The organism is Mesorhizobium sp. CNPSo 4671 (assembly GCF_057784245.1).
The window spans coordinates 52270-74599 of sequence record NZ_JBWLUW010000013.1; the positions used below are offsets into that span (position 1 = coordinate 52270).

17 protein-coding genes and 1 pseudogene are annotated in these 22330 nt (G+C 59.1%); 3 read left to right on the top strand and 15 right to left on the bottom strand.

Annotated elements, in window-relative coordinates:
* Window positions 1-100: 100 nt before the first annotated feature.
* Window positions 101-622: pseudogene (locus AC04SF_RS29660) on the top strand (NAD(P)(+) transhydrogenase (Re/Si-specific) subunit beta); the annotation flags it as partial.
* A 98-nt stretch (window positions 623-720) separates the two neighbouring features.
* Here the strand turns inward: AC04SF_RS29660 and AC04SF_RS29665 are convergent.
* From AC04SF_RS29665 to AC04SF_RS29720, 12 genes are all read right to left on the bottom strand, one after another.
* Window positions 721-1587 (bottom strand): N-acyl homoserine lactonase family protein, encoded by an 867-nt coding sequence (locus tag AC04SF_RS29665; protein WP_488480663.1) that lies wholly within the window; start codon window positions 1585-1587, stop codon window positions 721-723.
* The gene (locus tag AC04SF_RS29670; RefSeq protein ID WP_488480664.1) at window positions 1559-2059 is read right to left on the bottom strand and encodes a hypothetical protein; all 501 of its coding nucleotides are present in this window, start codon (window positions 2057-2059) and stop codon (window positions 1559-1561) included. Before AC04SF_RS29670 ends, AC04SF_RS29665 begins: the two co-directional genes overlap by 29 nt.
* Window positions 2056-3099 (bottom strand): aldo/keto reductase, encoded by a 1044-nt coding sequence (locus AC04SF_RS29675; protein WP_488480665.1) that lies wholly within the window; start codon window positions 3097-3099, stop codon window positions 2056-2058. Before AC04SF_RS29675 ends, AC04SF_RS29670 begins: the two co-directional genes overlap by 4 nt.
* A gap of 231 nt (window positions 3100-3330) precedes the next feature.
* Window positions 3331-4287: an L-threonylcarbamoyladenylate synthase gene (locus tag AC04SF_RS29680; protein WP_488480666.1), complete on the bottom strand. Its 957-nt coding sequence runs from the start codon at window positions 4285-4287 to the stop codon at window positions 3331-3333.
* Entirely contained in the window at window positions 4287-5267 is a 981-nt protein-coding gene (locus AC04SF_RS29685; protein ID WP_488480667.1) for an aldo/keto reductase, read from the bottom strand. Before AC04SF_RS29685 ends, AC04SF_RS29680 begins: the two co-directional genes overlap by 1 nt.
* 4 nt (window positions 5268-5271) lie before the next feature.
* The gene (oiaX, locus tag AC04SF_RS29690; protein ID WP_488480668.1) at window positions 5272-6564 is read right to left on the bottom strand and encodes a 3-oxo-isoapionate-4-phosphate decarboxylase OiaX; all 1293 of its coding nucleotides are present in this window, start codon (window positions 6562-6564) and stop codon (window positions 5272-5274) included.
* Window positions 6565-6569: 5 nt separating this feature from the next.
* Window positions 6570-7604 carry an aldo/keto reductase gene (locus AC04SF_RS29695; protein ID WP_488480669.1) on the bottom strand — a complete coding sequence of 345 codons (1035 nt, stop codon included), beginning with the start codon at window positions 7602-7604 and terminating at the stop codon, window positions 6570-6572.
* A gap of 72 nt (window positions 7605-7676) precedes the next feature.
* A complete protein-coding gene (locus AC04SF_RS29700) occupies window positions 7677-8675 on the bottom strand; it encodes a substrate-binding domain-containing protein (protein ID WP_488480670.1) in 999 nt (332 codons plus the stop codon).
* Window positions 8676-8768: 93 nt separating this feature from the next.
* Window positions 8769-9731, bottom strand: coding sequence for an ABC transporter permease (locus AC04SF_RS29705; RefSeq protein WP_488480671.1), 963 nt, complete (start codon window positions 9729-9731; stop codon window positions 8769-8771).
* Window positions 9732-9769: 38 nt separating this feature from the next.
* Window positions 9770-11302: a sugar ABC transporter ATP-binding protein gene (locus tag AC04SF_RS29710; protein WP_488480672.1), complete on the bottom strand. Its 1533-nt coding sequence runs from the start codon at window positions 11300-11302 to the stop codon at window positions 9770-9772.
* A 67-nt stretch (window positions 11303-11369) separates the two neighbouring features.
* Window positions 11370-12257 carry a beta-keto acid cleavage family enzyme gene (locus tag AC04SF_RS29715; RefSeq protein WP_488480673.1) on the bottom strand — a complete coding sequence of 296 codons (888 nt, stop codon included), beginning with the start codon at window positions 12255-12257 and terminating at the stop codon, window positions 11370-11372.
* A gap of 9 nt (window positions 12258-12266) precedes the next feature.
* The gene (locus AC04SF_RS29720) at window positions 12267-13613 is read right to left on the bottom strand and encodes a four-carbon acid sugar kinase family protein (protein ID WP_488480674.1); all 1347 of its coding nucleotides are present in this window, start codon (window positions 13611-13613) and stop codon (window positions 12267-12269) included.
* 147 nt (window positions 13614-13760) lie between these two features.
* Between AC04SF_RS29720 and AC04SF_RS29725 the strand changes: the two genes are divergently transcribed.
* Window positions 13761-14579, top strand: coding sequence for an SDR family NAD(P)-dependent oxidoreductase (locus tag AC04SF_RS29725; protein WP_488480675.1), 819 nt, complete (start codon window positions 13761-13763; stop codon window positions 14577-14579).
* A gap of 74 nt (window positions 14580-14653) precedes the next feature.
* Complete coding sequence (locus AC04SF_RS29730; RefSeq protein ID WP_488480676.1) at window positions 14654-15355, top strand: FadR/GntR family transcriptional regulator; 702 nt, start codon at window positions 14654-14656, stop codon at window positions 15353-15355.
* Between the two features lie 369 nt (window positions 15356-15724).
* Here AC04SF_RS29730 and AC04SF_RS29735 read toward each other — a convergent pair whose 3' ends face one another.
* The 3 genes from AC04SF_RS29735 to AC04SF_RS29745 form a co-directional block, all read right to left on the bottom strand.
* Window positions 15725-16045, bottom strand: coding sequence for a hypothetical protein (locus AC04SF_RS29735; protein ID WP_488480677.1), 321 nt, complete (start codon window positions 16043-16045; stop codon window positions 15725-15727).
* 670 nt (window positions 16046-16715) lie between these two features.
* On the bottom strand, window positions 16716-18488 hold the full coding sequence (locus AC04SF_RS29740; protein WP_488480678.1) for a phospholipase D-like domain-containing protein: 1773 nt from the start codon (window positions 18486-18488) through the stop codon (window positions 16716-16718).
* Window positions 18485-22054 (bottom strand): AAA domain-containing protein, encoded by a 3570-nt coding sequence (locus AC04SF_RS29745; RefSeq protein ID WP_488480679.1) that lies wholly within the window; start codon window positions 22052-22054, stop codon window positions 18485-18487. The genes AC04SF_RS29740 and AC04SF_RS29745 overlap by 4 nt, the downstream gene beginning before the upstream one ends.
* Between the last annotated feature and the right edge of the window lie 276 nt (window positions 22055-22330).

A 22330-nucleotide genomic window follows, 5' to 3' on the forward strand; every position in this document is an offset into this window, starting at 1 on the left:
TTAACACATAGTGGGTACGAGCGGCCTTCCCGTCGCGAGACAGAAAATGGGAGGGATTGAGTGAAGATCGGAGCGGTGCGCGAGCGGCTTGCCGGCGGATCAGATCTCGATCGACGGCGAGGGGGTCGCCGCGGCCCTCAACGACGCGCAAAGTGTCATTATCGTCCCTGGTTATGGGATGGCGATCGCGCAAGCCCAGGGTGCAGTTTCCGAACTCACCCGCAAATTGCGTGCGGCAGGTAAGACCGTACGCTTCGCCATCCATCCCGTCGCGGGTCGACTGCCCGGCCACATGAACGTGCTCCTCGCCGAAGCCCGAGTCCCTTACGACATCGTCTTGGAAATGGACGAGATCAGCGAGGACTTTCCTGACACCGACGTCGTTATAGTCATCGGTTCGAACGACATCGTGAATCCGGCGGCCCAGGAAGACCCGAATTCACCGATCGCCGCAATGCCAGTCATCGAAGTCTGGAAGGCCCGGCAGGTCTTCGTATCGAAGCGTCGTCAGGGGACGGGCTATTCCGGGATTGAGAATCTGCTCTCCTTCAGGGAGAACACCCACATGTTCTATGGGGACGCGAAGAACTCGGTCACGCAGTTGATCCCCTTGCTCAGGTAGATGTGAAGGAAGCGAAATGGAAAAGGCCGGGGTCGTCGACACCCGGCCTTTCCCTGCGCATCGTCTTGGGAGGACGATTGTGAACTGCGCAACTTTCATCACACTCTTGAAGGTTCTCCGTCAGCCAGACATATCTCGACGAGCATGAGCTCGCGATCTGTCGCGCGCGACGGATAGATCTTTGACAGCCGTTCCTCGTGCATGGGAATGATGCGGCGCTCGTCGTTGCCGACGATCCCAAGCATCTCCTCGGCGGTCTCGATCAGGCGCGTTTGACTGCCGTTGGCGAGGCCCGGCGGAACGAAACACGGATCATTCGAGTCGCCCCCGTTGAGGTTTTTATAGGTATAGACCACGTCGCCGGACAGGACGATCTTGTCGTCTCCCTCGCCGTTCTGCACCACCACATATTGCGAGCCCGCAGTGTGGGTGTCGAATGCGGGATAGAGGTGAATTCCCGGCAGCAGATTTTCTCTCTCGCCTTCCACCAATTCGAGACGACCCTCAATGTTTGCCTGGGTCAGGTAGAGGATGTCGGCAGGGTTCAATCCCGCCTGCAGAGAGCGGAAGCGGCGGCCCTTGGCGAGGATCCACATCCATGAGTCCAGCTCTTTCTTCTGGATGTAGATCTTGGCGTTGGGGAAGAATTTCAGGCCTCCGATGTGATCGAAATGTGCATGCGTCAGGATCACATGGGTGACGTCCTGTGGCCTCACGCCGCACTCGCCAAGGACGATGTCGGGACCTGTCCATCCGGTGACGCCAATCGAGTTGGCGATCTGCCCTCCGAAGTCGCCGGCGTCGTGTCCGACGTCGACCAGGACGACGGCGTTGCTGGCCTTGATAAGTATGTAGGCGAACGGCAGGTTCATCGTTCCCCGATTGTGCTCGCCGTAATAGACCCCGCTGACCGGGTGCACCGGGCTGCACGAGTATTCAAGCACCCAGATTGAATGTGCTCCCATGGTATTCCTCCCCATGACCAGATAGAGACCCTGCACAGCAGCTGCTTGTGTCAAAAGTCGTTGTGTCGAGTATTGCGGCCGAACGCTCAAGCTCGGTCACGGCGTTTGAAAGCAACCCCAAGAGCGGCGCGTCTTGGACGAGGACACCGCGCTGCAGCAGCGTGTCCGCGTCAGCGAGCAGACGCTCTGCCTTTCCCAGATGGGCGAACGCGTGCTGTTGGCCAGCTACCCCCGGCAAGACAGAGCGTGCTGCCGCGACCGACCGTTTGATTTCGGCTGCACGGTGGGCGAGTTCGCCGACCAAAAAGCGCATACCTTTCTCCTTCAATGCGAGATGCATGAACGAGTAAATCGCAAGAAGCTCTCCATAAGTTCTGACGAGCGCTTCGACGCCCTTGCGCGCTTCCGCTGACGCAACCGGCTCGACCACCGCGTCACATTGGAAAGCACGGCCGATGGTGGCGCGATTCATCGTCCGTCCTTCGGCAGCGGAGCCTTCGACGGAAGGAGGTTCGCAGCCTTCAAGGCGTCCCAGAACGCCGATGGTATCGTCTCGTTGATCGCCTTGATGTTCTGGTCCACTTCGGCGGCGCTCTTCGCTCCCATGACCATGGTGGCCACAGCCGGATGCGCGTAGACGAATTGCATCGCCGCCGCCGGCAGACTCACCGAATATTCCACGCAAACGCTCTCGATGGCCTTCACCTTCTCCACGACGGCGGCCGGGACCTTGCCGTAGTCATAAGTGGCTGTGGCTGCGCCAACGCCGGTCGCAAGGATTCCGGAATTGAAGATGCCCCCGGCGATCACCGATACGTTTCGCTCGAGTAACTCGTCAAAGGCGGCTTCGAGGGGCCCGTGGTTCAACAGCGTATAGCGCCCTGCGATCAGGGAGCAGTCTATCTGAAACTCGCGCGCAACACCGACGACCGAGTCCGTTTCGTTGACGCCCAAACCTATGGCCGAGACGGCGCCGCTCGATCGGAGCTCGTCGAGCGCCTTGTAACCGGAAGCGCGCAGCTGGTCCCAGTAGAATTCGCTTTGGTCACCGTGCCAGGCGCGACCGACGTCATGGACAAGAAGGACATCGATGTAGTCGAGACCGAGCCGCTGCTGGCTGTCCTCGAACGCACGCATGACACCGTCATACGTGTAATCGTAAGTGTCGAGGAACGGCAATGGATCGATCCAGTCGATGCCGTACACGGTCTCAAGTTTCTTCGTCCTGCTGGCGGGCTTGAGGACGCGCCCAACCTTGGTGCTGACCACGACGTCTTGGCGCAGCTTGTTGGCCCGGAGCGCATGCCCAAGGTAGTGTTCGGACTTCCCAAAGCCGTACATCGGGGCGCAATCGAAGTAGCGGATTCCGGACGAATACCCTGCAAGGATCGTGGCTTCGAACTCGTCATATGAGACGTCGGCGTTGAAGCCCGAGAGGGGCACCGTGCCGAGCCCCAGCGAAGTCACCTGCACTTTGGTCTTTCCGAGTGGCCTGAGTTCGAGGTCGGTCATTGGTCATCCATTGCGTATGTCGTTGGAAGGCGCGCTACCGGTGGGCCTCCTGGAGGCCGTAGCGAGCGAGCACAAATACGGCGCCACCCGTGAAGATTGATGTCGTGAATTGCTCCCACGAAACCTCCCAGCACGGCTCCTCCAAGTCGGCGATAGATAAGGTATAAGGTCATACCTTTAGATGCAAGTGATTTTTGGGCTGACCCCCGCATTTACCGCACGTGATTCTAGTCAGGTTAAGCGCGGCGCGGCGGCGCGTCTCAATCGGTCGTTTATGGCGCGGCCAAGGTCGACCATCGGTAGCGGCGCGAACCCGATCACCTCGCCTGCTTTTGCAAGAGCATCAGCCTCGGTCATGACTGCGTACAGGTTTCGAGCAGCCTCTTGCAGGTCGCCGCAAGCGGAGAGCGTCAAACGGCAACCCTCGCATGTCGGTCCGAAACCGACCCAAATCATGTTCGCCCTCGGCTGGTCGACTTCCATCCTGACGGCAGCGTGAGGAGCGTAGTGGCTTCTCAATTGCCCCGGCGCTGATATTTCACGCGGGTCGCTGTCCTCCCCCATCGAGCCAAGTAACTCTTCGAGCGACTCTTGCGGAACCGAACCCTGACGCAGGAGTGTAGGCGCTCCGACCAAGGACAGGATTGTGGACTCTAGCCCGTGGTCGCAGGTGTCATCTTCAATAATTCCCGCTATGCGGCTGTCGAGTTGGCGAACCACTTGCGCGAAACGCGTCGTGGATATCTTCCCGGAAAGGTTGGCTGACGGCGCGGCCACCGGGAATCCAACTGCTCGGATAAGGCGTTGGGCAACCTGTGAAGACGGAAACCGGATCGCAACGTTCGCCAGGCCCGCGGTCACCGCAGGGGCCAATCCGCAATCATCCTTCTTGGGCAGCAGTATCGTCAGGGGGCCTGGCCAAAACCGGGCAGCGACTAACTCGGCATTCTGGTTGAACTGGGCAATCCTGCGGGCCATATCCATGTCGGCAACGTGGACAATCAGCGGATTGTGCCGTGGGCGTCCCTTCGCCTCATAGATGTTTTCAATTCCGGCGGAATTGCTGGCGTCGGCTCCAAGCCCGTAAACTGTCTCCGTGGGAAAGGCCACAACTTCACCGTTGCGGAGCATTTCGGCCGCTATTTCTATGTCGTGGTCTTCGTTGCTGAACCGGCGGGTAATCCGCACTAATTCAGGCCCACGACCTGATGAGGCACATAGGGGGCTTCGAGTTCCTTGATTTCCTCTGCAGTCAGCTTCACGTCAAGGGACGCGGCCGCATCCTTCAAGTGCGATAGTTTGGTCGCGCCGACAATCGGAGCGATGACGCCCGGCTTGGAGTTGAGCCACGCCATAGCGACAAGCGACCGAGAGACGTTCTTCGCGGCGGCGATCTTGGCGACGACATCCACCACGCGCCGATCCGCCTCGTCGGCATGTCCGTAGAATCGTGCTGTCACATTGTCGGTCTCAGACCTCAGGCTGCTTTCCTCCCACGGTCGGCTAAGACGTCCGCGCGCCAGGGGGCTGAAGGCAATTATGCCGACGCCTTCGCTCCTGCAGAGCGGCAGCATCTCGCGTTCCTCCTCACGGTAAAGGAGGTTCATTTGCGCCTGCATGGAGATGAAGCGCGACCATCCGGAGGCGTTCGATTTGTAGAGCGCGCGCGCGAACTGCCAAGCGTAGCAGTTGCTTGCGCCAATGTATCGTACCTTGCCGCTTCGCACGAGGTCGGTCAGCGCCTCCAAAGTCTCCTCGATCGGTGTCGAGTTGTCCCAGAAATGGATCTGGTAGAGGTCAATGTAGTCGGTCCCAAGTCGCCTCAGGCTAGCCTCTGCCTCGGCAATGATCGCCTTGCGTGACAGGCCGACGGCGTTGGCACCATTCCGCATCTTGCCGTAGACCTTGCTCGCAATGACGACCTCGTCGCGCGGTGCCATCTCTTTGAGAAGTTTTCCGACAATCTCCTCGCTGGTACCGTCAGAATATACGTTGGCGGTATCGAAGCAGTTGATGCCAAGTTCGAGGGCTTGCCTGATGAAAGGCCTGCTATCCTCTTCAGACAACGTCCATGCATGGTTGCCGCGTTCCGCGACGCCGAAGCTCATGCAGCCCAGGACCAATTGCGAAATTTTCAGGCCAGACCGACCAAGTTGACGGTACTCCATGGCGTCACTTCCCTTCTGATATCGGTGATTTCGGGCCAAACTTGGCGAGCGCCTGCGCCAGCTCCGGATGAGACTTCGCGTGTTCCTGGAGATCGATCCCGGCGACGGCAGCGTCCCATGCGGCCCGAACAGCCTTCACCCCGGCTGCAGGTCCGCCAGGATGACTAACCACACCGCCACCACACAAATAGAGGTGGTCGACTGTCTGTCCGGTCCGCCGATAGGTCTCGGGTGCCTGGCCGCCCCATTGGCCCGAGCAAACGACAGGCAACGGGCGATCGGCGTCATGGAAGATCGGCTTCTGTAGGTCGTGGAAAGACTGAACGAAAGAGTCGTCCGGCTCCCAGTACTTCGCAGCGATGCCGTTGATCTGGAACTGGTCGACGCCCAACAGGCGCCAAAGCTGCTGATAGACCGAGAAGTCGAAACCGAGGCCCGGATGTCGGGTGATGAGGTCCCAACCGTTACGGTGGGCGTGCAGCACGAGCGATGAACGCCGGCGCAGGAACAGGAATGCGCCCATGCCGATTGAGTTGATGCTGATGACCGCGGCGTTACCGCCTTCGCGAACCACCATGTCGTGCTTCCGCACCATCTCGTCGGGATCGACGTCGGAAATGCCGAAGGCGTACATGACCTTCTTCCCGGTTCGCTGCTCGTGGTCCCGAATGAGCGGCATGATGGCCTTCACGCGCGCTTCCAATGGGGAGTAAGGCGGCGACATCAGCTTCTCGTCGTCCTTGATGAAATCAACGCCGGATGTGATCAACTCGCCGACGACTTTTGCCGTTTCATCAGGGGTAAGACCCAGCGCAGGCTTGATGATGGTTCCTATAATCGGTCTGTCGTAAACCCCTGTAAGCCGCCGCGAGCCTTCGATCCCGAATTGGGGTCCGGGATAAATCCCGTCGAACTCGGACGGCAACTGAAGGCCGATGACCCTAAGTCCCGTGAACTCCTTGATCGACCAGACACCGCCGAGCGCCACCGTCGCCAGGGCCGACAGGTCGGTTCCGACAGCTTCGAGCGGATACGCAATCGTCACCTGCGCCCGATTGAAGGCCGCTCCCTTGGCGGGAAGAGAAGGGATTTCGGTGGTGTCCAGCTGCTCGAAAGCGACAATTCGCGCGGCCGCTCGGGCTTTGAGTTCAGCCGTCTCTCCCGGCAGGTCCACGAACGTTCCGGTGGATTGATCGCTTGCGATCTTGGCCGCCAACGTCTCGGGACTTCCAGCCGTTTCGACACGGTAGGTGACAAGGACATCCGAGGGTCTTGGCCGAGTCAGCTCCACCGTCATCGCCTTTACGCTGCAGGCACTGGGGCGGCCGCGGGAATGAGACCCGACGATTTGAGGTCATCCCAAAATGCCGTTGGGATCGGCGTGGAAATCGCGGCGACGTTCGCCGCCACATGTTCCGGCGTCAAAGCGCCCTGGACGACCGCGGTCACTGCGGGATGCGCGTAGACGAATTGCGTCGCCGCGGTCGGAAGGGATACGCCGTGCCGTTCGCACACGGCCTCAAGTGCCTCGACCTTGCGAACAATCGCCTCGGGTGCGGGCTGGCAGTCGTAGGTCCGGGTCGTCGTCCTTGACTTGCTGCCCTCGGCCAGGATCCCTGAATTGTAAATGCCGGCGGCGACGATGCCGATACCTCGGCGCTGCATTTCCGGGTAGAAATGGTCGAGGGCGCCATGGTTCAGGAGGGTGTACCGTCCAGCGACCATCGAGCAATCCAGATCGAACTCCTCGGCTACCTGCAGGACCGACGCCGTTTCGTTGACGCCGAGGCCGATGGCTTTGATAGACCCCGAGTGGCGCAGCTCGTCGCAAGCTTTGTAGCCGCTGGCCCTCAACGCAGACAGATGCGTGTCATATGACTCGCGATGCCATTCACCGCTCACGTCATGGAGATACAGGATGTCGATGTGGTCCATGCCCAGGCGTTGCTGGCTGTCTTCAAAGGCGCGCATGATGCCGTCGTACGAATAGTCGTACTCGTCGACAAACGGCAGCGACTTCACCCAATCGATGCCATAAAGACTTTCGGCGCGCTTGGCTCGGCTCTCAGGCTTGAGGATACGCCCCGCCTTTGTGCTGACCACCACCTTACCGACAAGATCGTTGTTCCGGAGCACATGTCCGAGCGAGTGCTCGGACTTACCGAGACCGTAGAGCGGCGCGGTGTCGAAGTAGCGGACCCCGAGTTCATAGGCCTTGAGGACGACTGCTTCGAAAGTCTGAAAGGTCACGTCGACGTTGCAGCCACCGAGCGGTGAAGTCCCCAGCCCAAGGGAGGTCAGCGTCACCTCGGTCTTTCCGAGTTTTCTTTCTTGCATGGTACTCAATCCTCGATTTCGGAGCAGGTCATGCGGACGGCCCAAGGGCCGTCCGCAGTCAAGCATTTGTGATTACATGTACTTCTCGACATTGCTGGAATCGAGGATCAGCCACGGAACCACGTAATCCTTCTCTTTGCCGTCCTTCCATTCCATCAGAGAGCCCCAGATTTCTGCCTGCGGCTTGTAGCTGTCGCCCTTGATCGCATGCAGAGCGAGATCGACGGCACCCTGGCCCTCGGCACGCGCATACTTGTAGAGCGAGACCGCCAGTTCGCCCTTCTTCACCGCGCGCTTGGCGTCGGGGATGCCGTCGATCGACAAAACGGGTACGGTCTTGAGATCGATGCCGGCGCTCTTCATCGCCACTATGGCACCCAGCGCCATCTCGTCGTTTTCGGCAAGCACGCCGTTGATCTGGCCGGGATGAGCCAGCAGCCAGTTCTCCATAAGGGCCTGGCCTTCGGCACGGCTCCAGTTGCCGGTCTTGGCCTCGATAAGCTTCAAATTCGGGAACTTCGCGAGTCCGGCGTCGACACCAGCGCGGCGCTCGATCTGAGCGGACTGGCCGATCGGACCTTCCATGAGAACGACGTTGCCGCCCTTCGGGAGCCGCTTGCCGAGTTCCTCGGCGATGATGCGGCCGCCCTCGGTGTCGTTGACGATGATGGACGCGGTGTAATTCATTGACTTCGTCTTGAGCGCCGAGACAATCAGCGGGATTTTGGCCTGCGCTGCCTTGTCGATCGGCGGAGCCGACGCCTGGAGGTCGAACGGTGCCATGATGATGGCGTTGAACTGCTGGGTGATCGCGGTATCGATCTGGTTAGCCTGGGTCAGCGGGTCATATTTGCCGTCGAAAACCGTGATCTCGACCATGCCCGACTTGACGGCCGGATGGTTCTGGATTTCCGTCGACCAAGCCTTCATGTATTCACCGGACTCGCCGAACGATAACGCAGCGATCCGAATTTTGTCCTCCGCCAACGCCATCCGTGTTCCGGCCAGCATGGCCACGCCGATTGCCATTCCCACGCCTGCCTTGAGCAGGTTCCTCCGAGACATCTGCATTTCACACTCTCCTCTGGTTGAAGCCGCCCGAGCGCGTTGCTTGCGTGATCGGGCATTGTCGCCGACCTGTCGGCGGCAATTCCTGAAATTGCGTCACTTCCGGATTTGATCGGCGATGACCGCGACTACGATGATGGTGCCCTTGAGCACTTGCTGGTAGTAGGAAGACACTCCCATCAGGTCCATGCCGTTGTTGATGGTGCCGATAATCAGCGCTCCGATGAGCGTGCCGAGCAGCGAACCGCGGCCGCCGGCAAGGCTGGTCCCTCCAATAACGACAGCCGCGATCGCGTCGAGCTCGTAGCCCATACCGGCCTGCGGCAGGGCTGCGGTTGTCCTGGCTGAGAGAACGATCCCAGCCAGGCCCGCCAGAAGCCCGGAGATGACGTAGGTCGAGCCGACCACGATCTTCGTCGAGACGCCGCTCGTGCGTGCCGCCTTCTCGTTGCCACCGACTGCATAGACATAACGTCCGAAGGTCGTGTAGTTCAGGACGGTCCATCCAATCAGAAAGACGAGCAGCAGGACCAGGATCGGAACAGGCACGTACATGATCTGGCCCCCGCCGATCCATGTGAAGGCGTCCGACAGGTTCGGAATCGGTCGGCCGTCCGAGAAGATCAGGGTTAATCCGCGCGCGGCACTAAGCATGCCGAGGGTTACAACGAACGGCGGAACCTTGATCGCAGCGACGAGCACTCCGTTGACCAGCCCGAGGACGGCGCCGACGGCAAGCCCCGCCAGGATGCCCCAAAGCACGAAGTGCTCGTTCGTGTCGGTGACCAGGCTGGCGGCGATCATTCCTGCCAGCGCCATGACGGATCCCACCGACAGGTCTATGCCCTTGGTGAGGATCACGAAGGTGACGCCGATAGCCAGAATGCCATTAATGGACGACTGCCGGACAAGATTGAGCCAGTTCGGCCACGTCAGGAAATATTGGCTGGCGAATGAGAAGAACGCCACGATCAGGAAGAACACCAGGACGATGCTGAACTGCCTGATCAGTTCTCCTGCCCGCATGCTTCCGGGCTTCGCCGCAGCGATTGTATTCATTGCTCAAATCCTCCCTTTGAGGAACCAGCAGGCATCGGTCAGCTCGCCAGGTCCATGAGCGTCTGTTGTGTTGCGTCGGCACCGTCGATGATGTTGACGAGCTGTCCCTGTTTGAAGATTGCGATCCGGTCGCTGAGCTGGATGATCTCGGGGGCCTCCGAGGAGACCACCAGAACGCCATTGCCCTTTGCGGCGAAATCCCGCAGGAACGCGTAGATCTCCTGCTTCGAGCCTTCGTCGATGCCGCGCGTAGGCTCATCGCAGATCAAGAGCCGCGGGTCGGTCAGCAGACAGCGTGCCAGAACGACTTTCTGTTGATTTCCACCAGACAAGGTCTCGACGGTGACGTCGGGCGACGCCGACTTGATGCGCTGTGAGTCGATCATGTCGCGCACGGCGCTTCGTTCCTTGTCGCCGCGGATGAAGCCGCTGACTGCCATCAGGGCGAGCGACGAGAGCGTGATATTGTGGGCGATCGACGCCGAGAGGACGAGGCCGCTGTCTTTGCGGTCCTCCGTCACCATGGCCATCCCACGCCTGATCGCTTCCTTGGGGCGGCCGGGTCTCACCTTGTCGCCGTTGAATATGACCTCTCCGCTCGTGGGAGAGTGAAGTCCAAAAATCGTTTCTAAGAACTCGGTCCGTCCGGAGCCAAGCAACCCATAGATGCCCACCACCTCGCCAGACGCGACTTCCAGGGAAATGCCGCGGAAGTGTGATCCACGTGCCAAGTTCGACACCGAAAGGAGGATCGGTGCGTCTTCAAGGGGTTTACCCTTCTCCACCAGTTTCACTTCGCGACCAACGATCTGTGTCACGAGGTGGCGACGATCGATGTCCTTGATGTTTCCCGTCTCGATGAAGCGGCCGTCGCGGAAAACGGTGTATTCGTCCGCGATCTCGAAGATTTCGGTGAGCTTGTGGGAGACGTAGATGATTGCGGAACCGCGCGCGGTAATCTTGCGGAGCGCGTTGAACAGAACATGGACTTCATGTTCGCCGATTGCCGAAGTGGGCTCGTCCATGATGACGATGTGCGCGCGGTAGCTCAGGGCCTTCGCGATCTCGACGAGCTGAATCTGCGCGAGGCTCAGTTCCCCCATCTTTGCGCGCGCGTTGACTTCGAAACCCAGTTCGTCGAGGAATGCCTGGGCGTCCCGTCGCATTTGAGCGAAGTTCACGAAGACCCCAAGTCGCTTAGGTTCACGACCAAGATAAAGGTTCTCGGCGACCGTCATCTCCGGAACCGGAGAAAGCTCCTGCGTGATGATCGCGATGCCATGGCGCAGCGCGTCCGCCGCGCTCTTGAAGTCGACCGGTTCGCCGTCGATTTGCACCGTACCGCCGTCGCGGCGTAGCAGACCCATCGTTATGTTCAGAAACGTACTCTTGCCCGCACCGTTGCCGCCGCAGAGGGCGTGTACCGTGCCAGCTTTGAGTGTCAGTCTTCCGTCCACCAGCGCGGGTACACCGTTGAACGACTTCTGGACTCCTTCGGCCTGGAGAAGAATGCGAGCCGCCGGCATCTGCCCGCCTTCAAAGAGCTCCTGCTGTGCGTTCACCTCAACCATGATATGACGTCATACCTTTGAAAGACTACAAATACGCCACTGGCCGAGCGGCGCCATATCGGATCGTTTACTTACTGTCCAATCCCAGGATCGTCCGCGCCTCTGCAGGCGTGGCGGGCTCGCGTCCGACTCTTTGGGCGATCTCGACCGCACGGGATATGACATCCGCGTTCGTGGGCGTTCCAAGCTCGCGATACGGGTAGTCCCCGATGCCGATGGCCATGTGGCCACCCAGTCGGCAAATCGCTGGCGCTATGTCCAGCAGGTTTCCCCCCAGGCAGTTCACCGTCCATTCGATAGGCCTGTCGTCGGGCAGAAACGCAAGGTGCGCCAGCAATCCGGCCTCTGTCGGCGGATGCCCGGTGATGTAGCGTCCTCCGGTCAGATGGAGCAGGAAGTAGGCCGGCCCCGCGACCAGGCCTGCATTCATTAGGGCGATCGCCCGCCGCGTGAATCCGACCGACCACGTGACTAGCTTTGGCTTGACGCCAGTTTCTGCCAACCTCCGGGCATAATGCATCAGACTTTCAGTCGTGTTGAGATAGAGCCGGTCCGGGTTTTCGAACGCGGCCCGCTCCGGGTCCCAAAGCTCCAGGTTCGCCGATCCTGTATCGATCGGAGCAATGTCGGGCTTCGTTGCCGGATCCAGCGCCAGAGTGGCCACCGTATCAATACGCTTCTTGGCGTCCGAATCATTGGAGATGAAGCCAAGGGTTGGGAGGATGAGCAGATCGGTGGCCGATCTGACTTTGCGGATGATTTCGGCATTGGCTTCGACGGTGTTCGTCGCCCCCCCATCCGGAGTTCTCGCGTGATAATGCAGGATCGCCGCACCTGCCTTGCGGGCCGCGACCGCGGCTTCCGCGATCTCATCGGCGGTGTACGGGATGTTGGGGTTGGATGTACGCGGCGCGTACTCGTTGACCCGCGCTTCGAAAATGATCTTCTGATGCATTTCTCTTCCCTACGCCGCGACCGAACCGACGGTGCCCCTCAGGGCGCGCATGAAGAAGTCGTCGGCACCGATCTGTCCTCCCTTGAGCATGACTTCGAGGCCGTCGATTTCGGCGTCACCGGGCGCGTCAAGGCGGCAAACGTGGCAGTTCTGTACTTCGTCGAAAACCGCGATCTCAAGAGCTTCCGCACCGACCGTTCTGACGGCGTAGCTTGAGCTGTCCCCGCCGGAAAAGACGATCCGCGGCAGCGACACGGCGCGCCGCACCGTCCGGGCAATGTCGCAGTAGATCGCTCCAAGGCGCTCCGCTGGAACCTCGACCACCCGGCCGGACTCTCCACGGGCGGTGTAGATGACGGTAGGGCGACCGCGGTGGAGAGCTTCAACAGCCTTCAAAGCTGCTTCGCGCGCAGCCGCGGCACCTTGCTCGCCTGAAGCGATCTTTGAGACGTCGAGATGAACCATCTTCCAGTCGGCAGCTTCCGCAGCAGCGATCTGGCGTCCAGTCTGAAGGGCGCAGCTGCCGGACAATACGAGCAGCTTCTCGACCCCGGGGATCTCGGTATTGACGGGCTTGGATCTGGACAGGAGTCCCAACCGAGCCCAGAGCGCGCCAAGCTGCTGGGCAAGGCCTTGAGCCGCAAGCGCGAAAATCGGCTGCGTCGAAGCCCTCGCCCACAACAAATCCGCGACCGCCGCCAGGTCGTCATTTTCGACGCCATCGAAAATAACTCCCGCTCCGCCCCGGAAAGACTCGAAGACCCATTCGTCCATCTTGGCGCGGTTGTGGATCATGGGCAGTGTGACGTTGACGAACTCCTTGTCCGTCTGCCCGGCCAGATGCATGCGAAGATCGGCCTCGTGCATCGGCGTTTTAGGATGGCGGCACATACTGGGATGACGGTCTAGCCGCTCAATCCTGTCTGCGAAGCGCGCGAAATGATTTCCGAAGCAGGTGTAGCGTCCGAAGTCGGGTGTGGCCGCGAGCACGGGGACGTCACGTTTTCCAAAGTGGATCGCGGCGCGGTCGAGCACGGGACCATAACTCCCGACCGTCGGCGACGAGTCGAAGGTCGAACAGATTTTGTATTGAATGAAGGCGTTGTTCAGCCGGGCTATGATCGAGAAGGCGCTGTCGAGTTCGGCGTCAAGCTCGACTCCCGACAGCGCCCGGGCGGTGCCGGCGAAACCGAGTACATCGTAACGTTGGGCATCAGCGGCAACCTTCTCCGTCGCGGGACGCGCCAAGTATAGCTTGCCCTTGACGCCGTTCCGATGGAACTGCGCCAGATTCTCTGACGAACCTGTGAAATCATCGCCGTAAAACACGGCTTTTAACTTCGCAGTTGAAGGCACGCTAATCTCCCACACTCCCGGTCGAGGAAACCTACCTCCTCACCCCGACCGAAGCTCCACTCTTGACAAGACTCATAGAAGGAGCCCATAACCCTGTCAAGGTCATACCTCATACCTTATACCTTATTCTTCCAGGGAGGACTGCAAATGAGACTTTCGGACCGGACCGCAGTGGTGACTGGCGCAGGACGGGGGATCGGGCTCGCGGTAGCGGAAGCTTACGTTCGCGAAGGGGCGAATGTGGTCATCGTCGATCGTGATGTTAACGTGGCAGACGAGGCTGCGGCGCGCCTGGGCGAAAAGGCGTTGGCGGTTCGTGCCGACATTTCTGTCGACGAGGACGTCGCAGCTATCGTGGAGAAAACTATCGAACGGTTCGGCACCGTCGACATCCTGGTCAACAACGCGGGCGTTGGTGCAACCACGTTGTTCCTCGAAAGCACGAGAGAAGAATTCGAACGCGTCGTTCGCATCAACCTGACCGGGACATTCCTGGTAGCGCAGGCGTTTGCCCGGATCATGGCGGCGAAGGGATACGGAAGGATCATCAATATCGCCTCCCTGTCCGGTCAGAAGGGAGGCGTCGGGCGCTCGGCATATGGCGCATCGAAAGCCGGCGTCGAACTCCTCACCAAGGTGATGGCGGTCGAGCTTGCTGAATCCGGGATCAACGTCAACAACATTGCGCCCGGCCCCATCCTCACAGAGGTGTCAAAGGTCATGCACACGGTCGAAACCCGGGAGGCGTATCATCGGCTCGTCCCGCAGCGCCGCTACGGCGAGCCTTCAGAAATCGCGGACGCGGCAGTGTTCCTGGCGAGCGATGAGGCAGCCTACATCACCGGGCACACGCTCAATGTCGACGGCGGCTTCCTTGCTGCGGGGTTGATGTTCCCGTTCGATTCGAAGGCATCCACGCGGCTGGGACAAATCAGCGAAAATTCTGCATGCCCTGGCCGCCCGTAGTCGGGTGTTTGTCGCAAAAGGCGAAACGCGGTATGACCTCGTACCATCCTCAATTAGGACCGGAGCGACTAGGAATGCTGTCCGTTGATCCAAAGAAAATCCCCAGCAGATTGGATATTGCGCTCGACTACATCACAGGCGAGATCGCCAATGGAAACCTCAGTCCCGGCGACAAACTTCCGAACGAAAAGGAGCTGGCCCAGAAGCTTGGAATAAGCCGGACACCAATCAGGGAGGCGATCAAGACGCTCGCGGTATCGGGGATCGTGGATACCAGGCACGGATTCGGCAATTACATCCGCAAGGACGAAGGCCTCCCGGCAATGCCGCTGGCCATGTTCAAGCTTTACCTCCAGAGTTCGACCCCCGAAATGCTGATGGAATTGCGATACATTTTCGACCGCAACTGCTCGGAGCTCGCTTCGATGAGGCGCACGGACGTTGACCTCGCTGTCATGAGGGAGTGCATCGACCGCTTGAAGAGACTGTCGGACGACGAGAACTCGCCAATCGAGGAACTCCTCAAGGCCGACCTCGATTTCCATCGCGCCATCTACAAGGCAGCCGGCAACCCGCTGATCGTGGTGATCGCCGACTTCGTTCTGAAAATGGTCGCGCCGTGGGTACAGAAGTCTTTGGAGGTCAGTGGTAAGTGGCGCGCGGTCGGACTGCATGAGCGCATGTACGAAATGATCCGCGACAGGAAGACAGGCGACCTCAGCCGCGAAAGCGTCGAAGAGAACATGGAGCACTTCCGCACGTCGTTGCTGAAATGACGGCCTGAACTCGAGGTACTCAAACTACACACGCCGCATTCCGCGCGACCGCAGAGGCGTCGATCCCCGGCGCTACTTGAGACTCCCTGCGTAAGCGGGGTCCTCGCGGAATGGACGATAGTAGTGGCCCTAGCGTCTCCGCGAAACTACCTGGCGCTGGGTGCGCGCGCTGGTCGTTCGGCTTCGGTGGCTGCGAGATCGCATGAAAAGCCGCAGAACAGGCGACAGCCGAAATGGCGCCCATCACAGCGGTGGCGAATCACGCCGAAACAGCTCAGCCCCCGACTGCGTCGGGACCCGAATGGGATCAGAGATCACGGATCGGATAAGGCGCGTTCCACTGTGGCGTTGAGAATTATCTGTCTGGAATTAAGCGGGGATGCCGACCTCTTGTGCGAAGTCGTTTCGGCGCTCGTGCAGAAGCTTGAGCGCGTCGCTGCCGCATGACATGCCGCGAAGCGTGGTCTCGATCCGCGGAAGACGAATGCTGCTGTCGCCGCTGGCAGCGGCAGCGCAGTTCTGAAGCAGGTGGCAAAGCGCGCGGAGGGAGGTGTTCTGACCGTAGGTGGCGACTGCCTGAAAGGCATCGGCTCCCTCAACGTTGTGTTCGGCCCCTATCCTCACGCAGTCCTCGCGCGTCGGCTGCCCGATCTCGAAACGCATGCCGATACGGCTTTCGATCTGATCCATAGCGTGGGTATCACGCCTCGTGCCGGCTAGCCATGCGCACCGCGACGGGAACGAACCGCAGCAGAACTGAAAAGAATCCGCCGAGAGGCGCGTGGCACTCACCCGATGAGGGTTACCAAACCTGTCGCTGATGGGTTACCAATCCGCGTAACGGATGGCCTTGGGTTACCAATCGAGATCGCAATTAGCTCAAAGAATACAGCGCCTTAGCGCCAGTTAGAAATTAACTGTGGTCGGGGCATATTGGTAACCCTGTTACCCCAGGGATTGCTAACCTAATCGGGCGAAAGCGGTGGGATATGAGCCATTTAGCGGTCCGGCTGACGATAAATAAGTCTGGACGCCGACGACAGATAATTCTCAACGCCATATCAGTTTGCCAATTATGCGACTTTAGAAGCACAAAACGCGAACGTTGAGAGGCCATCGTGTGTTTTTGATTTCAATAGGCCTGCCCCATTCCGCAGTTCCGGTGATCATTGGCAATGGCTGGAACGGGGCCGCCAGCAGACTGGCAGCTTGGGGAATGGGATCTCAAGAAGTGGACCTTGGGTGAGCCCAAGAATCGTCGTGACGTTACTCAGAAATTGGGCTCCCTCGCCCGATCCACTCTTAGCTAATGCGGCACTGAACAAAGTAGCGCAGGGGTCCTCGGAACCGAGGCAAACTGCTATTCTTGGCCCGCCTTGGTGAGTTCAAACTGGCGAAAGAAATTGTCGGCAATCCTCGGTGCCTCAACAAGAACACCGATTTCGCGATAAGGTGTCGAGTCCGCAGGATCGGCGGAAAGCCAATTCAGACTGCTTATCGCAAGCGCGTCGTCGTCCCACCCGAGCACCTTAGCATGAAGGCGGGGCCGATGAACCGGAAGTATCGACAAGCCCTCCTTGGCAAATTCGCGCGCAAGGTCTGCACCGCCAATACCGCTTAGAGGCCCGGTCGTTCGACCGTAGTAGAAGGTCGCATCTAAACCGTTCGCTTTTACAGCTGCGAGCGTCGGAAGCAGAGCCACAGGTTGCGCCGCAATACCAATGCGATGACTTAAAGCAAAAATTCGTTGTCGCGCTCGGTCACGGGCCTCTAGCACGAGACCGGCATGGTCTGAGCCGAATAGCAAACGCATCGGTACCCGCCGCCCATTCGAGCGCGGCAGCTCTCGTATCCGACGGCCCAACACCGTGAGTTCGATCGCAAGATCGTTCCAGACGCCAGGTCGGCCCAGGGATAGGCTTGCAATTTTGCGAACCAAGTCGCCGACCATCAGCGGGTCACGCAGCCGCATCGACGCCTCGAAACTCTTGAAGTCCGAGGCGAGCCAATTGCAAGAACCCAGCAGGGCTAACCAGTTGCCCCTTTGGTTGTCAGCAACAACGATCTTGGCATGTGAGTTGGTCGAAAACGGATGGACCGAGATGAGATCGGTTCGCCCTGCTTCGGCTACGGCCGCCTGAAGCTTTCCCGCGGCGAGCCGCGACGAGTTCGTGGAACTCCCGATGTCATCCTGACCCCATAAGACATCGACCTTCACTCCCCTGCCGGCAGCCTGTAGGAGGCTCGGCATGATTGCCTGAGCGCGAGCGTCCGTGACAAACGTCGAATGAATAATCAGCCGTTGCGAAGCGCCTTTGATCACCCGCTCCAACGCTTGCGCGTGCGCTTCCGCGTCGATGATCAGATCGCCCGATTCATAGAGTCCGTCGTATCGGTTCGACGGCTCTGACGTATCATTTGGGTCGACGGAAATTGGCGACGGAGCGACCACACCAGAATCCGCAATTTCTGCCCCCGCTGCATCTAAGGCCTCCTTTGCCTTCTGTAGGATCAGGAACCGCAGCGCGGCTGATGCTCGCGATGGCAAGCCTTCGACTGCAGAGTCTCGAACGGTGACGACGGCATGGCGCTCAATCAATCGTTCGGCCCCTCTGTCGACACCGACAATTAGCTCGTCCTCCCCCTCGATCGCGCTGAATACTTCGCCCAACTCTCCCATTGAGTGCAATGGCGAGCCAGATAGTTGCACGACAAGCTGATCGTCAGTCGTAACGGGAAGCCGACTATGGTGACGTAGGTCCAACTCTCGGCTTCGGAACACGCCCCCCGTCACTTGTTCGATGGCGAACCCGCGCCATCTCGGCTCTGTTAAAGTTGCGGCGGGCAGCTGGTCATGCTTGGCGCGTGCGAGGCCCGCGTGTGTCGCTCGGAACTTTGGCCCCTTCGGTGTCGTGACAATTTCCGCCCAGCCCGCACGCATCAAGCGAATAAAAGCTTCGACAACAACGCGTCGTGGCAATTTCGACTTTGCTGCAAGATCAGCCGCAGACGCCTGTTCACGGCAGAGCGCATCCAAAAGAAGATGCTCGATGACGCTCCACCTTCGGCCCTTTTCGATGATGAAGCGACGCGTCCCGCGAAGTACCGGGAAAACGACTTGGACCGCTCTCATACTGCGCCTCCACGAAGTGTAGTCCAAGGCACGATTTCGGCCTGTTTTGAGACGGCTTGTTCTTCCAGCACCCGGAGAAATTCGCTTAGGAAGCCGATGTCCTGGTCGGGTAGCTTCTCAGAGAGTTTTGCTATGTTCCTGTAGAACGACAAACTGCCGATCAAGACTAGACGCCACTTCGCTCGGCTCAGGAGGACGTTCATCCTCCGGTTGTCCCGAAGAAAGCCCAGCGCTCTGGCAGCGGTCGAGTGGTGGTTGTTGCGAACCAACGAAACGATTACCGCATCGGCTTCTCCACCTTGGAATGAGTCAACTGTTCCGCAGAATTCCTGATCGCCGATCGCTGGCACAAAATGCTGTAGATGTGCGAGCGTCCCATCCCGCCTCTTCGCGATCTGCGCTGCGATTCGATTGACCTGCTGCCAATATGGAGAAAGCACCGCAAGCGAGGGTTTGTGGGTGTCAGATCTCGACTGCAGCAGTTCCAGCGCTAACATCGCGGCGTGCACCTCGTCGGGATTCGACCATGGAGGAAGCTTTTCTCCGCCGCGCCCGCCTGGACGCTCCTCGCGGACGTAGGGCATATCGATGAAGACCACAGGAGCGTCAGGTAGCCGTGTTGCGTCCGCCGATAGAATGGGTGCCGTCGAGCTTAAGAATTTCCTTTCCTGCTTTGGATTTGTCTTCAGTTCGCCGTCATAGAAGCAACGCGAGACTATCTGAGCGATAGCGGGGTGCATCCGATACTGTTCGTTCAGCCGCCGTGCGATGCGAGGACCCTGGTCACGTTTCTTTTGACGGGCGAACTCTCTCTCCACGAAGGTCTCGAACAGCGTAAGGACAGCCAACGCATCCGCGCATGACCGCCCAAAATCGTCATCGGCCTTTTCTATTTCGCGAAAGATCTCGTCAATGCCAGGGTCCTTCAGGTACCGGGAGACCAGATCATCAACCAGCGAAACAGCATTTTTAACGTTCTCCGTGGATGATAGCAGCTTCGTGATCGTGTCGAGGTCGAAGGGTGGAAGCTGCTTGTGGTCGCCGATCATGAGACGGCGGTGAGACAGAAGCAAAGGAGAAAGCAGTTCTCCTCCGGTTGCCTTTCCCGCTTCCTCAATGATCGTCCAGTCGAACAAACTTCGTTCCTCGATGAGACGCTCGACCGCCGCGGAATTCGTCGTCGCGAATACAAGGTTCGCGGCACGCAGGATCATGCCTTCGAAAGCGCGCAATTCAGCCGACATGCGACGGCCGCCTGTTGAACTTATGCGGCGGGCGCCTCCGCTCGTACGCATTTCGGCCAGGGACCGGACGCGTGCAGTTAGGTTCGGCGCTGCCTCCTCGACAAGCTCGCTGCCTGCCAAGTCCTGCAGGAGTTTGCCAGCCTGGACATCTATTTCGAGTTCTCCTGACGCCTCGTCATCATCGGCCGATCTCGCGCGGACCATTAGAGGGCGCTCATCGGAACTGACGTCGGCAAACGTCGTCTGAACCTCGCTCATGAGATGGTCGATCGCGGAATTACTTTGAGCCGACAGTAAAATTCTGGTGATCGGCTCATCGTCAAACCGTCGCCTCACGAGATCGCCAACCAGATATGTCTTGCCCACACCCGGAGGACCCTGGAGAAGGAAGAGCGGAATGACGGAAAGGATTTCACGAAGCGCCTGCTGCTTTGAACTGTCCAGGTCTTGGAATGCAGACGATGTCTCGTCCAGAGGGTCCTGACTGTCCTCGATACGGTGCCGTTGATCTGCGAGCATCCGGAGGAGTTCTCCGTGCTCACCCAGGGCTCCAAGCGCCTTCAAACGGCGCTTGAATTGCGCGATCCTTCCGATCATTTCGCTAGGCGCCAGGTAGGCCGTAGATCGGTGCTGAGGAAGCGCGGTCCCTTCGAATTTCATACACTCGATGTCGTTGACATCTTCGAGCTCCACAAAGCGCCAGCTTGTTGTCGGCGTCGAGCGCTCGCCCAACATACCGGGTTCCGTTAGCGTCCATGCACCATCTTCACGCATTTCCTCATTGTTGAGCATCTTCGTCAAACGGACGGCCGGAGCTTCTAATCCAAGTGAGGTTGACAACTTCGCCCGATCGGCATCGTGGCGGGAGACGAGCCGAATGGCCTGCTGATCAGACCGCCCCGCGTTGCTCCTGGAGAAAATTTCCACGGGAAAGAAATCAGCTGCAGCATATGCCATCTCGAGGATCAGCAGTAGCGCAAAGGACTGGTGCATCCGCTCAAGGTCGGACTTGCGCGCAAGCGCGGCAATCGTTCTTCGTGTGTAGTCGTCCCAACGTTGGACTTTGCCGCGACGACGAGGGAAAGATTGAGTGGCGTCGACGTTGCGCACAATGTCGAGGGCGTCACTATCGATTGCGGTATCGCCGACAATCGTTGCCGGATGGGGTGGATCGACATCGGCGCGCTCGCAGTACGCGAATTCCCAATTGCCGCTTTCCGCAGATCCGGGCCGACGATAGGGAGCCAGTCTGTAGGTCAGCCGGTTGCCCACGAGGACGAACCTCGCTTCTGGGGCGCTGTTGTCTCGAACGGCCACCAATTGTCCGTGGCGTCCTAAATCATCAAGCATAAAGCGAATTTGCTGTATCTCGTCGGTGATCTCGATTTCGTTCCCGGATGCGCTGCGGATCCCCGCCGAAAGGGGACTGCCCGTCCCAACACGAACAGCCAAGCACAGCCGAGCATCCCTGCCTGCGGCCTCAGCCGAAATGCTGTCAATGATCTCGTCTATGCGCTTCAGTATGAACTCGCCGTCGAGCCGCTCGACCGGCTCGAGACCAAGCATTGATCGGAGAAGTCTGATTTCCGTGGCCGATGCGTGTTCCGCGACGCGCGAGGGTACGATCCTCAGATCGGCCAATGGCGCATTCGGAATGTCCAGTACAAGTCCGGCCAGATGGGCCAAGTCTCTCCAGTCGCGTGCGAACGAATAGGAATCGTCGACACGAGGAGCTTTAATTCTTTTGGTTTCGTTGGCGTCGACTGCCGCAATGCGCATCGACCACTCAAACCCCGTTATCCGAAAATCTGGCTCGTCGCCAAGGGAAGTGATGACGGCCCAAGGGTCGAGATTGCGGTGTATAGCGCCCTGAGAATGCAGTAGTTCAAGCGCCTCGACTAACCGCCTGATGTTGCCCCACATAATACGTCGGGCGCGGGCCTGACGAACTTGTGCCAGGAGTTCATGCTTTCGCGTGGCCGCAAGAAATATCTCCAACGGACTTGCCAAACCAGGATCGAGAACAAGGTAGAAGCCGTCGTTATCCTTGCCACTGCCAACCATACGTACAAATAAGTCGTCAGCGCGCGGCAACGCCGCTAGACGCTGAAGTTGGCGGATCTCGCTTCGCCAGATCAACTCTAGATCCTGGTCATCCTGGCCTTTCTGGCGAGGCCAGAATTTTATGAGTACGTCGATCGCGGAAGGACTTCGCCCGCGTAACATTCCTGGCCTACCGCGCGTACGATCGGGTTTCAGCAAATAACTATCGTCAACGGTGTAGGTCGAAAGAAATCCAGTCTGCCCCTTGCGACGTGCCATTTGCCCCCCACTATCAAAGCATTTTTCTCACCATATAAGCAGCGTTGTGTATAGTTGTCGACGACAATGGGAATCGATGAAGTCTAAAATTGCCGACTAGTAGGATCAAGTTTCTCGCGACACCTGCTTCTTGGGAGCAGCTGCTCGGGGACAGTCCGTCGATGGTGTCGACGCGACCTTCAGCGTGGTCACCGGCCTATGTCGGGTTTCAGGCAGCAGCAAAGCTGATTTGTGCGGCAGACATGAGGCGCAAAGCGGTTGTTGACAATGCGACTT

Excerpts from the sequence above, each read along its gene's own strand:
- AC04SF_RS29725 (WP_488480675.1), top strand. The coding sequence starts at position 13,761 with ATGAGACTTTCGGACCGGACCGCAGTGGTGACTGGCGCAGGACGGGGG.
- AC04SF_RS29715 (WP_488480673.1), bottom strand. The coding sequence starts at position 12,257 with ATGCATCAGAAGATCATTTTCGAAGCGCGGGTCAACGAGTACGCGCCG.
- AC04SF_RS29665 (WP_488480663.1), bottom strand. The coding sequence starts at position 1,587 with ATGGGAGCACATTCAATCTGGGTGCTTGAATACTCGTGCAGCCCGGTG.
- AC04SF_RS29710 (WP_488480672.1), bottom strand. The coding sequence starts at position 11,302 with ATGGTTGAGGTGAACGCACAGCAGGAGCTCTTTGAAGGCGGGCAGATG.
- AC04SF_RS29675 (WP_488480665.1), bottom strand. The coding sequence starts at position 3,099 with ATGACCGACCTCGAACTCAGGCCACTCGGAAAGACCAAAGTGCAGGTG.
- AC04SF_RS29670 (WP_488480664.1), bottom strand. The coding sequence starts at position 2,059 with ATGAATCGCGCCACCATCGGCCGTGCTTTCCAATGTGACGCGGTGGTC.
- AC04SF_RS29705 (WP_488480671.1), bottom strand. The coding sequence starts at position 9,731 with ATGAATACAATCGCTGCGGCGAAGCCCGGAAGCATGCGGGCAGGAGAA.
- AC04SF_RS29695 (WP_488480669.1), bottom strand. The coding sequence starts at position 7,604 with ATGCAAGAAAGAAAACTCGGAAAGACCGAGGTGACGCTGACCTCCCTT.
- oiaX (WP_488480668.1), bottom strand. The coding sequence starts at position 6,564 with ATGACGGTGGAGCTGACTCGGCCAAGACCCTCGGATGTCCTTGTCACC.
- AC04SF_RS29745 (WP_488480679.1), bottom strand. The coding sequence starts at position 22,054 with ATGGCACGTCGCAAGGGGCAGACTGGATTTCTTTCGACCTACACCGTT.
- AC04SF_RS29730 (WP_488480676.1), top strand. The coding sequence starts at position 14,654 with ATGCTGTCCGTTGATCCAAAGAAAATCCCCAGCAGATTGGATATTGCG.
- AC04SF_RS29740 (WP_488480678.1), bottom strand. The coding sequence starts at position 18,488 with ATGAGAGCGGTCCAAGTCGTTTTCCCGGTACTTCGCGGGACGCGTCGC.
- AC04SF_RS29700 (WP_488480670.1), bottom strand. The coding sequence starts at position 8,675 with ATGCAGATGTCTCGGAGGAACCTGCTCAAGGCAGGCGTGGGAATGGCA.
- AC04SF_RS29735 (WP_488480677.1), bottom strand. The coding sequence starts at position 16,045 with ATGGATCAGATCGAAAGCCGTATCGGCATGCGTTTCGAGATCGGGCAG.
- AC04SF_RS29685 (WP_488480667.1), bottom strand. The coding sequence starts at position 5,267 with ATGGAGTACCGTCAACTTGGTCGGTCTGGCCTGAAAATTTCGCAATTG.